The 300-nt window shown below is 42.0% G+C and carries 1 protein-coding gene; it reads left to right on the top strand.

Annotated elements, in window-relative coordinates; genetic code table 11:
* Positions 1-84: 84 nt before the first annotated feature.
* A partial coding sequence (locus ACG9ZB_RS17020; protein ID WP_419326825.1) for a hypothetical protein occupies positions 85-300 on the top strand: 216 nt, incomplete at its 3' end.

Here is a 300-nt window from a genome sequence, read left to right as displayed (position 1 = left end):
GTGCGTATGTGCTGAAAAAAGATCAAGAGATTCAAGAATTAGGTTGGATTGAAGCAGATCTTGAAGACTTTGGGTAAGTTCGAGGTGAATAAATATACTCAAAAACATCTAGCCTTTTTCCTTGTCGCCCTGAGTGGCATGCTGCTGCTCAACTTCAAGTCAAACCAAGAGGAAGATGATGCACAAGCTGTTGCCAGTGCAAAAGCGCGAGAGTTGTCTTTCATCAAAAAACAAGCCGATTTTGTGGGAGAGTATGGCCATAAGAAAGAATACGACTTGAAAACTGGCAGAGTTCAAGAG

This window comes from Acinetobacter johnsonii, assembly GCF_048551975.1.
Lineage (GTDB): Bacteria > Pseudomonadota > Gammaproteobacteria > Pseudomonadales > Moraxellaceae > Acinetobacter > Acinetobacter johnsonii_A.
This window is presented reverse-complemented; position numbering and strand designations above follow the sequence as displayed.